Source organism: Armatimonas sp., from assembly GCF_964826245.1.
Window position 1 is genome coordinate 1 of the sequence record NZ_CBAYMC010000183.1, and the last position, 9,052, is coordinate 9,052.

Genomic DNA, 9,052 nt, shown 5'->3' on the forward strand with positions numbered 1-9,052 from the left:
CTCATGTTCCGCGCGGAGCTGCTTGGCACGAGCTTCCATGCGGGCAAGAGCGGTGGCATTGGGCTTGGGCGCAGCTTGGGCGGCTTTTGCCCCAGTCGCAATGGCATAGAGATGCGTGGGGGTTCCCACATAGAGTGTCCCATTGGCGAGCACGGGCGAGGCATAGACGGGAGCGCGCATGTCCACACGCCCGACCTCTTTCATGACTTTATCCGCAGCGAGCACCACGATATCGCCATCTTCCGTGCCCACATAGACCTTGCCATCCGCCACCAGCGTGGAGCCCCAGATATGGCTCTTGGTATCAAAGCTCCAGTAAGACTTGCCCGTCTCCGCATCGAAGCAGCGGATAAAGCCGGAGTAGTCTGCCACAAAGACAAGCCCGTTGATAATCGAGGGCGTGGAGAGCGAGCGCTGAATGCCTTTGTTGGCCCAGATCGTCTTGCCCGTGACCGCATCAATGCAGAGCATCTGCCCGATTCCCTCGCCGTGCTCCGGGTCCTGCCCAATCGGCACGTAGACACGGTTTTTATAGAGCACAGGGGTCGCAATCACCTCGCTGGGGCCGTCAAAAGTGGCGTACTTCAGCGGCTTGCCGTTCTTGACGCGGTACTCCGGCGGGTTGCAGTCCAGCTTCCAGAGGGTCTTGAGATCACTCTGCTCACCACCAACGGCACTTGCAGCATCGAAGGCGTAGCAGTTGCCATCGCCGCCACCGAAGATAATCGTGTCCTTGCCATTGACCTGGCCGCCTGCGGGCGAAGACCAGTTGGAGTGGAGGGTCTTAGCAGAGACACCGCTGTTTTCCTCACCCAGATACTTGCCGGTGTTCTTGTCTAGAACGCAAAGAGCAGGTGCTTTGGGATTAGGGATATTGGTGTGGGTCCAGTCCACGCCGTTGCTCGTGGTGACCGTGACGGTGTTGCCGACAATCAGCGGCCCACAGTTGGTGATGTTGTGCGGGAAGACCCCAAGCTCCTCGCGCATGTCGTAGCGCCAGAGCACATCGGCATCTTTTGCTCCCAGTGTGTGGAGCGGCTTGCCTTTGTCCGTGAGATACTTAGCCTCATCCTGCACGCCTTGGTTACCATTGGCCTGCCCATTCACATCTAAACAAATGACCTCGCAGCGGTTGGTTACCACATAGACTTTGTCGCCGTCTACGGCAGGCGACGAGCACAGTCCCAGAAACTCCCAGTCGCTGACCTTGCCGGTGCCAAGCTTGGGGATCGCAAGCTGCCAGACCAGCTCGCCAGTTTTCTCGTCCAGGCAGAGCAACACGGCTCTATCGCCCTTGAGCTTCTCATCGCGCGGGCTCTCGTTGTTGGTGCCTACAAAGATCTTGCCACCGGAGATAGTGGGGTTGCCGTAGGACTGTGAGCCCAGCTTTGCGACCCACTTGACGTTCTTGGTGGTGGCGAGGTCAATCTCCTCGGTACTGCCTTTATAGCGACCAGGATCCCAGGTGGTAGGCGTATTGGTCTCCGACGAGACCATGTTACGCGAGGCCCCACCGCCCCAGTAGGGCCAGTCCGCCGCGCGCGTGATCAGGGCACCCACACTGAGGGCGATCAAAGATGTTGCTAAAAGTGCGTTTCTTTTCATCGTGTTTTCCATTGTAACCGCCCCCGTTTGAGGGGGGCGTCTAACGAGCGCTCCGCGCTACAAAGGCCGCTTCGGGCCATAAGAATCATTTGGCATGGGCGGCACGCCCTTTGTGGCTTTAGCTCTCTAGCTCCCCCGCTCCAACCGGGGGAGTGATCTAGTTCGGCTTCACCGAGATGTTATCAATATAGACTTTATAGAGCGACTGAGGGGCAAACCCAAAGAGGCCAGGCGCTCCGAGGGTATGGGCATTCTTATGCGGCACCTCAATCGTCCAGGCCGCCGGTTCGGCTTCGTCTTTTTTCCAGACCTTGGCACGAACCACGCCGGAACCGTTGGCGGCAACATCCACGCGGGTCTTCATGCGGTACCAGGTCTTCGACTGAATTTTAAAGGGGACGGTTGCCTTGATGCGCTCCTGGTTGGAGTTGACCTCCAGCTCATCGGCGTTGCCATTGAGAATAATATAGTAGCGCTGGTTGATTAGCCCGACGGTGGATTTTGTGCGGCGGTTGCCGTCGACCATCACATCGGCCTCTAACGTGTAGTTCTTCTCGTCGGGGTGACCAAAGAAGACCGTGGCACGCTGAAAGAAGATATTGTCCAGAGTTTTCGCAAAGACTTTATTGCCATCGAGCTCGCGCACATCGAACTTGAAGCGCGCCCCAATCCAGGGGAGCGGCGGGTAGGCGAACTTGGCCTCGGGCACGAGCGGGTCGGGCTCGGAGGGCGCGAAACTCTCAAAGTCCTCGGTGTAGGGCAGGGCTGTGAGTACCCGCCCGCGCATGATCCCCTTGAAGCCTTCTACCGTTGCCTGGTAGGCTCCCGCTGAGCTCTTGGCACCGCCGATAATCGCACCGTTCTCGAACTTGGCATCGAGGAGCGCACGGACTTTTGCGGTCGGGGGGACATACTGCTCAAACGTCGCCTTGCTAGCATCGAAGGTCTGGGTGACGAAGCCATTGGCATCAATTCCACGGATTGTCAGCTTGACTTTCTCACCGGGACGCAGGGTCACCTCGGCGGGAATAATCTGCAAGCCGACGGTGGGGCCTGCGAGCTTCTTGGGCGCTCCCACCGACGCAATAGCGGACTTCGGAGCCACGCCTTTCTTGCCGTAGCAGTAGAGCCGCTCGGTGGAGAAGACATAGACCTTGCCGTTGTACACCGAGGGAGCCCCGATACAGCGCCCTGCGAGCTGGGTTTTGGCGAGTACCTTAGCGCCGGTTGTGCTGGGCTGGACGATATAGAAAAGGCCGTTCTGGAACGGGAGGTAGAGCTTCCCCTCGGCATAGAGCGGCGAGGCATGAAGCTGATCCGGAGCGAGTTTCTCTTTCCAGAGGATCTTGCCCGTCTCCGCGTCAATGCAGTCTAAAAAGCCTGTCTTGTCGGTGAGGTAGAGATTCTTGCCCACGAGCACCGGCGACGACGATACAGCGGAGAGATCATCGTTGCGCCATGCCTCGGCGGTCTTATCGAGCACGGGCGGGCCGGGATTGCCTCCAGGCACGGCGGGCGGAGGGGGTGGCTTAGGAGTAGACGCTGTCTTCACCGAGGTCATGCGCCCGGCGTTGCTGGCATCTATATTCTCATCGGCATGGATACAGATCGCGGTCTCTTCGCCCTTGCTGTTTTTGTAGAGCACCACCGTGCCGTTCATCCCGCCTGCCGAGATCGGGTAGCGCCAGATCGGCTCACCCGTGCGGGCATTGACGGCGATCATGCTGCCATCACCTGCACCGCTGTAGAAGACCTGCTTACCTCCCTGCCAGGAGAAAATGGGCCGTCCAAAGGTATTGTCTTTAGGGGCGACTCCAGGACTGCACGACCAGACAAGCTGTCCGTTTTTCTTATCGAAGGCGTAGAGGCGATCCATCGCTGCGCCATCGCCACCCCAGTTGCTGGTGATTCCTCGGACGATCACTAAGTCATCCAGAATCGTCGGAGCGCCGGTGCGCCCGTTGGTAAACGTAAGACGCCCCAGGGTCTCCATCATGGCGTTGGAGAAAACTGGCTTGCCCTCGGCGGTGAAGCAGGCAAAGACACCCGCAGACGTCAGAGCATAGACATTGCCCGTCTCCGGGTCTATCGTTGGGCTGCCGATGGCGTAGCGATCGTAGGTAATGTCGGAAAGATAGTCCGAAAAACGCTTCTCCCAGAGCTTCTTGCCCGTCTCCGCATCGGCGCAGAGTAGCACTTCTTGCAAGTCCGGCCCCACGCCATCGTAGCCCAGCGCATAGACTTTGCCGTTTGCAATCACGGGTGTTCCCCCGCCCGAGAGCTTCAGGCTCCAGAGCGGCGCGGCCAGACTCGTTGGCAGTCCCTTCTCCAGCGACACTCCTGTCCCCGCAGGACCACGCCAGTTCAGCCAACCCTGGACATCAGCCAGCGCAACTCCACTTCCGATAGAAGCCAGTGCGGTGAGTCCCACCGCCAGCACAATTGTTCTCGTTTTCATTGTTTTTGAAACTACCCTCGCATGTTTAAAGCGATGAGCGAGCCTTCTTGGTTCCGAACGTAGAGCACGCCGTTGGCGAGCACGGGATGTGTCCAGCATGTACCACCCAGCACCGTGGCACGTGCTTGCTCCGTAAGCTTGTTCGGGTCGGCGGCAAGTAAGATCAGCTCACCACGCCCCCCCATCACCACAAGCTGGTTGCCCGCTAAGATCAGGCCGCCTTTGTCAATGCCCCGTAGGTTCCAGCGCTCGCGGCCCGTGGCCCACTCCAGACAGCGAAGCGTGTTCTCGTCGTTGCCATAGAGAAAGCCATTGTGCAGAATACACGTGTTGAAGTGGTTCTTCATCGCCCGCGTCTGCCAGACCACTTTGGGCTGGCCTCCGCCAAGAGCGAGCAGCGCCCCCCCCTTGCCGTAGTTCGACGAGATAAAGACATTGTTGCCCGAGAAAATCGGGTCGGCGGCGTTCACATCGTAGCTGGTGTCCCAGGGATGCTGCCAGAGCACTCGTCCGTTGCTGGCATTGACGGCTACCAAACCCTTCGCAGCGAAGATCGCGATCCCGTCTTGACCGCCTGCGGAGAAGGGAACGGGAGCCGCGTAGCCCGGGGCATCGCTCCCGCTCTGCCAGAGAATACGGCCTGTTGTCTTGTCCAGAGCCATGCCCGTGCGCCCTGCATTGTAGATCACCCGGTCGCCTGCAATCAGAGGCGAGCCACAGATGCCCCACTGCGGCTGGGCACAGTTGAGCTTCTGCTGCCAGACGACCCGCCCGGTGTCGGCGTTGAGACAGAGTGCCAGCCCCTCACGGCTCAGGGTGTAGACATTGCCATTGTGCACCGTCGGGGTCACACGCGGCCCGGGATAGTCGCCTCCGCCACAGGCATAGCGGTGCTGCCAGATCACCTTACCCGTGCTGGCATTGAGGCAGTGCACCCAGTCCGTGTTGTTGGTGTTGCCCATGGTATAGAGCTTGCCACTCTTAACTGCCACGGAGGAAAACCCCTGCCCGATGGTCGCCTGCCAGAGCTGGCGTGGCTTACCACCCCGCCAGCCGATCGTCTCGGCGGTGATACCATTGCGCTGTGCACCACGCCACTGCGGCCAGTCTGCCATTATTTCTCCCCCTTCGCTTGCCGGAGGGGGCGGGGGGAGGCCACATCATAGCAAAAAAGCGTGTCCATGTCATGGATATAGAGCTTGCCGTTGGCGACCACCGGATAGGCCCAAGCCGGCTCACGGGTGCGCTCCGGCTGCTCAAACTGCCCCTTCTGAATATACTCTCTCGGGTTGGCTTCCACGAGAGTGACCGGGCCACGCTCGTTGCGGACGTAGAGCATCCCATCGGCGTAGGAGATCGAGCCCTTACCGGGGTTGCGGCTCTCCCAGACGATCTTGCCGGTCTTGAACTCAACACACATCAGGCTATTGTTGCCCGTGCCGTAGATATGATCCCCGACCAGCACCATTCCCCCATGGTGGTTCTGCATCTCGCGCAGGAAGTACTGCTCCGGTGCCGCGCCTTCGCCCGGTTTGACCAAGCCGCCGCCCTTTTGATAGGCAGTCGCCGCGAAAACCATCCCGTCTTTATAGAGCGGCATCGAGCAGTTAATATCTCGCCACTGCCCACCGCCCGGCGTGGTGTAGTTCCAGATCGGCTTTCCATCGGTAGCCGAGAGCCCAAAGACTCCTTCGGCGAGAAACTGAATGTACTGCTTTTGACCGTTGACCAGTGCGGTCTGTGCAGAGGAGTAGGAGGCCCCATTGCGAAGCGGCGACTTCCAGATCGTCGCACCCGTTTTTTTATTCAGGGCAACCATGGCGCTCTGGCCACCCGGCGTGACGACTAGCTTATCGCCATCAATCAGAGGACTCTCGCTGTAGCCCCAGACAGGAACCCGTCCGCCAAAGTCATTGACGAGGTGCTTGCGCCAGACAATTGAGCCGTCGCTGACTTTCATGCACAGCACATCACCCGCAACCCCGACGGTATAGAGAAAATCACCCTCGACGGTGGGAGTTGCACGGGAGCCGTTGCCGCCCTGACGTGCCTGAAGCTCGACCTTATTGGCGATCTTGACACTCCAGAGCGACTTGCCGGTCTTCTCGTCGAGCGCCCAGACTTTCTCCTCCTCGCCGACGAGGCCCATGCCAAAAATCTTGCCCCTAGCCACCGAGATCGTGGTGTGGCTCTCTCCAAGCCCCGTCGCCTTCCACGTGAGCTTCGGACCTTCTGTAGGCCATGCCTTCAGCAGACCGGTCTCTTTGGAGAGCCCATTGCGCTCCGGCCCACGAAACTGGGGCCAATCGGCGGCAACGGCGGCGGAAACGACACCTATTGCTACGGCACTGCAAACGATACGCGCTGTTTTCATTCGATTTCTCCGTTTTCGATTTTGGGCGGCTAAAGCGGCCCGCTGTTGCGACAAGACCCATGAATGGGCCTCTACTATATTTTTTGCTCCCCTCCGTTCCCCTTCCTCCCAGGATTGGGAGGAGGGGCCGGGGGAGGAGGGCTTACTGGGGAATTCCGTTGCAGTCTAGCTGACCTGCGTAGACTCCGCCCCCCGCACCAACACGATAGGTCTTCAGCGTCTTGCCGGGGCCTGCCACGGTGAACTGCTGCGTGGTGGTGGTGAGAAGAGTGGCCTGAATCGCCTTGGCATGACCATCGACAAAACTGGCATCGAACATGTTCTGGTGTCGTGCCTGGACAATCTGCTGCTGCGTCACACTCGTGTTGCCATCGTAGTGCATCACCGTCTCAGCGGGCCTGTTCACGCTGGCGAGGCTCTGCGTCACCACAGTGCCCACGAAGCCGCTACCGTAGAGGGCAGGGTTCACCACGTAGCTATTGACAGGAGGGGTATTGGCGCAGGGAGCTCCGGTAAGAAGCTGGACATTCATCGCGTCTTTTTCGCTAGGGCACTGGGTGACCTGGTTGTTCTTGACATACGGAGCCACGGCCCAGTAGAAAGTCGCCACACAGGGGCCGCTAGTCATGTTCATGTAGGCCGACATCGGGAAGGTCTCGTCGTAGTCCTGGACATACATTAGGTTCGCCAGAGCGTACTGCTTGAGGTTCGACAGACAGCTTGTCTGACGGGCTTTCTCGCGGGCCTGGGCAAAGACAGGGAAGAGAATGGCGGCAAGAATCGCGATAATGGCGATCACGACGAGAAGCTCGATGAGCGTAAAGCCAGCATTTCCCCGTCGGACGGGGGCTAGGGGGGTGGAAGAGTGCATAAACAAAATAGCCTTTCTTATCAGTTAAGAAGATTCACCAAACGACACAGAAATACCTACTAGCCAGACGAGTAGTTTTCGTCAATAGTTCATCGTCGCTAGCGGACGTAGGCAAGGGCAAGAGGAAACCACGGGGTAAAGCGCTCAGGATGCGCCGAGAGCTCCGCCTCAATCTCAGAGATCGCCTGCCAGCGCCAGTCCATTACCTCGGCGGGATTGAGGGTTGGTGCGTCAAGAAAGCGCCCCACAAAGACATGGTCTAGCTCATGCTCCGTGAGGCCCGAGAGGGGGTCGGTGGCGCGGTAGAGAAAGCTCCCCTGCTCCACCAGCGCGGTTGTAAAGCCCAGCTCCTCCATGAGCCGCCGCGTTGCCGCCGCCAGCGTTGTCTCACCAGGGCGCGGGTGGCTACAGCACGTGTTGGTCCACAGCCCCCCAAAGTGGTACTTCTCCAGCGCCCGTCGCTGGAGCATCAGCTCACCCGCATCGTTGAAGATAAAGACAGAAAAAGCCCGGTGGAGCCGCCCTCCCTCAAGATGCGCCGCCAGCTTCTCACACTCGCCCACCGCATTATCGGCCTCATCTACCAGGATGACATTTTCTTGCATTCTAAAAGTTGCAAACAAATAATCTACGACTCAGTTCCCAGCACAGCCACAAAGTATGTACTAGTGTTGACATCGCTCGGCTTCCGCTTTCCCGAGCACCGCGCCGCCTCCGAGTTCGCCGTCGCGTAATACCACCATTTGGGGTGTACTTATGGGTTATGTACCGAGTGGCTGAGTCCAATCCAAGCTAGAGAGCTGAGGAACTTGCTGGAAGTATCGCAGATTTTGGGTTATTACCGTTGCTCCATACTGAAGCCCACAGGCCGCGATCTTACAATCCCGGTTTCCCGCACGTCGTAGCTCTGCTGGGAAACCTTGGAAGAGAGCTTCGGAAGCAGTATCAAACTCTAGAAGGGGGAAGCCTGCTAGAAACTCAACCTGCCGGGTGAGTAATAAATAGCCCGAGACCGTGCTCTTGTGCTTGGTCTCTGACTGACGAATGACTGAAAGGGCTCCCTGAACAAACTCTTCATGGGTGATAGAGCAGAGGTAGATATTCTCACGCCCCACAGTCTTCATTTGCTCTAGGAGCACCACAGGCGGGAACTCGGTACGAAATAGCAACGACGCAATATTGGTATCGAGCAAAAACATGGCGGCAGGCTATCTATGCTTCGTTGTCGGCGGCTCTTGCATCGGCAAGTGCTTGGACGAACTCCTGCCAGGTTTCCTCGGGGATGTCGGCTCCTGTGCCGTAGGGAACTCCGGTCTCGGTGTGTTTCCCATGATGGGCCGGAGTCTTGGCAAGCGGGACAGGCAAGACCACACGCATCGTGCGCAGCCGTCCCCGTGCATCGGTGACGGTCACACGGCGCGAGATCACACGTTGGCGTAGTCGGGTTGGCATCCTCAGGTTCCTCCACTACAATTCTACCGTAACTAAAAAGCACAAACATCCCCGGCTTCCGCTCCACCGAACGCCGCGCCGCCTCCGAGTTCGCCGTGGCATAATACTCTCATGCGAGAACTAACCTACGAAGAGCGAGCGCGGGTAGATACGGCGCTCTATGGCGTCAGCTTCTTATCGAACTTCAGGAACGCTACGTCGCTGGTTTCTACACAAAAGATAGCGTTGCCGCAAACCCCAAAGAGATCGCCGTTGGCCACTGGGAGGCTCCCAATCTTCAAATCCCCATCGC

The 9,052-nt window shown here is 58.6% G+C and carries 8 protein-coding genes; all 8 read right to left on the reverse strand.

Annotated features, from left to right (window positions below; translation table 11 throughout):
• The coding region (locus tag AC1XOS_RS16020; RefSeq protein ID WP_481963228.1) for an outer membrane protein assembly factor BamB family protein at window positions 1–1,605 on the reverse strand (1,605 nt) is incomplete at its 3' end.
• A 157-nt stretch (window positions 1,606–1,762) separates the two neighbouring features.
• Entirely contained in the window at window positions 1,763–4,063 is a 2,301-nt protein-coding gene (locus tag AC1XOS_RS16025; RefSeq protein ID WP_481963229.1) for an outer membrane protein assembly factor BamB family protein, read from the reverse strand.
• An 11-nt stretch (window positions 4,064–4,074) separates the two neighbouring features.
• Window positions 4,075–5,178 carry a PQQ-binding-like beta-propeller repeat protein gene (locus AC1XOS_RS16030; RefSeq protein WP_481963230.1) on the reverse strand — a complete coding sequence of 368 codons (1,104 nt, stop codon included), beginning with the start codon at window positions 5,176–5,178 and terminating at the stop codon, window positions 4,075–4,077.
• Window positions 5,178–6,437 (reverse strand): PQQ-binding-like beta-propeller repeat protein, encoded by a 1,260-nt coding sequence (locus AC1XOS_RS16035; RefSeq protein WP_481963231.1) that lies wholly within the window; start codon window positions 6,435–6,437, stop codon window positions 5,178–5,180. The genes AC1XOS_RS16030 and AC1XOS_RS16035 overlap by 1 nt, the downstream gene beginning before the upstream one ends.
• Window positions 6,438–6,579: 142 nt before the next feature.
• On the reverse strand, window positions 6,580–7,308 hold the full coding sequence (locus tag AC1XOS_RS16040; RefSeq protein WP_481963232.1) for a prepilin-type N-terminal cleavage/methylation domain-containing protein: 729 nt from the start codon (window positions 7,306–7,308) through the stop codon (window positions 6,580–6,582).
• A 98-nt stretch (window positions 7,309–7,406) separates the two neighbouring features.
• Window positions 7,407–7,913 (reverse strand): isopentenyl-diphosphate Delta-isomerase, encoded by a 507-nt coding sequence (gene idi, locus AC1XOS_RS16045; RefSeq protein ID WP_481963233.1) that lies wholly within the window; start codon window positions 7,911–7,913, stop codon window positions 7,407–7,409.
• Window positions 7,914–8,069: 156 nt separating this feature from the next.
• Entirely contained in the window at window positions 8,070–8,507 is a 438-nt protein-coding gene (locus AC1XOS_RS16050; protein ID WP_481963234.1) for a type II toxin-antitoxin system VapC family toxin, read from the reverse strand.
• 13 nt (window positions 8,508–8,520) lie between these two features.
• The gene (locus tag AC1XOS_RS16055) at window positions 8,521–8,760 is read right to left on the reverse strand and encodes a hypothetical protein (protein ID WP_481963235.1); all 240 of its coding nucleotides are present in this window, start codon (window positions 8,758–8,760) and stop codon (window positions 8,521–8,523) included.
• Window positions 8,761–9,052: the final 292 nt, after the last annotated feature.